Source organism: Aeromonas sp. HMWF017 (genome assembly GCF_003061465.1).
Taxonomy (GTDB): Bacteria; Pseudomonadota; Gammaproteobacteria; order Enterobacterales; family Aeromonadaceae; genus Aeromonas; species Aeromonas veronii.
Genome location: NZ_QAJD01000115.1, coordinates 8,669 through 9,180, shown reverse-complemented (window position 1 = coordinate 9,180; position 512 = coordinate 8,669). Strand labels below are relative to the sequence as shown.

General features: G+C 62.9%; 2 protein-coding genes. Both read left to right on the top strand.

Features of this window, described 5'->3' with window-relative positions:
- Positions 1-354 (top strand): ABC transporter permease subunit (locus DBR30_RS11385; RefSeq protein WP_146181378.1); only part of this gene is annotated, 354 nt, incomplete at its 5' end.
- Positions 348-512, top strand: a 165-nt coding sequence (locus tag DBR30_RS22090; protein WP_258224404.1) for a penicillin-insensitive murein endopeptidase, incomplete at its 3' end; no start/stop codon positions are given. The genes DBR30_RS11385 and DBR30_RS22090, both read left to right, overlap by 7 nt.

The window sequence follows — 512 nt, the reverse complement described above, 5'->3', positions numbered from 1 at the left end:
CCCGAGGCTCTGTGCCGCCTCCCACTGGCCGCCATCCCCCGCGGCCAGTGGGAGGCGGCACAGAGCCTCGGGCTCTCCCCCTGGGTGCGGCTGCGCCATGTGATCCTGCCGCAGGCCATGCTGCTGATGCTGCCCCCCCTCACCGGCCAGCTCATCGCGCTGGTGAAGGATACCGCCATCGTTTCCCTTATCTCGGTGCAGGAGCTCACCTTCGTCGGCACCGAGATGGCCAACTCCAGCGGGCTGGTCTACGAGATCTGGCTGCTGGTAGCCGCAGCCTATTTATTTATATGTTTGAGTCTGTTCGTACTGCTGAGCCGACTAGAAGCAAGACAAGGAGCACGCATATGCTGACGTCCCTGTTGCTGGCGACCGTATTGCAAGCGGAAGCCATCGGCGGTTATGCCGCCGGTTGCCTGAAAAACGGCGTATCCCTGCCCCTCGAAGGGCCGGGTTATCAGGTGATCCGCACCAAGCGGCTACGCTACTACGGCCACCCCGACCTCATCAAC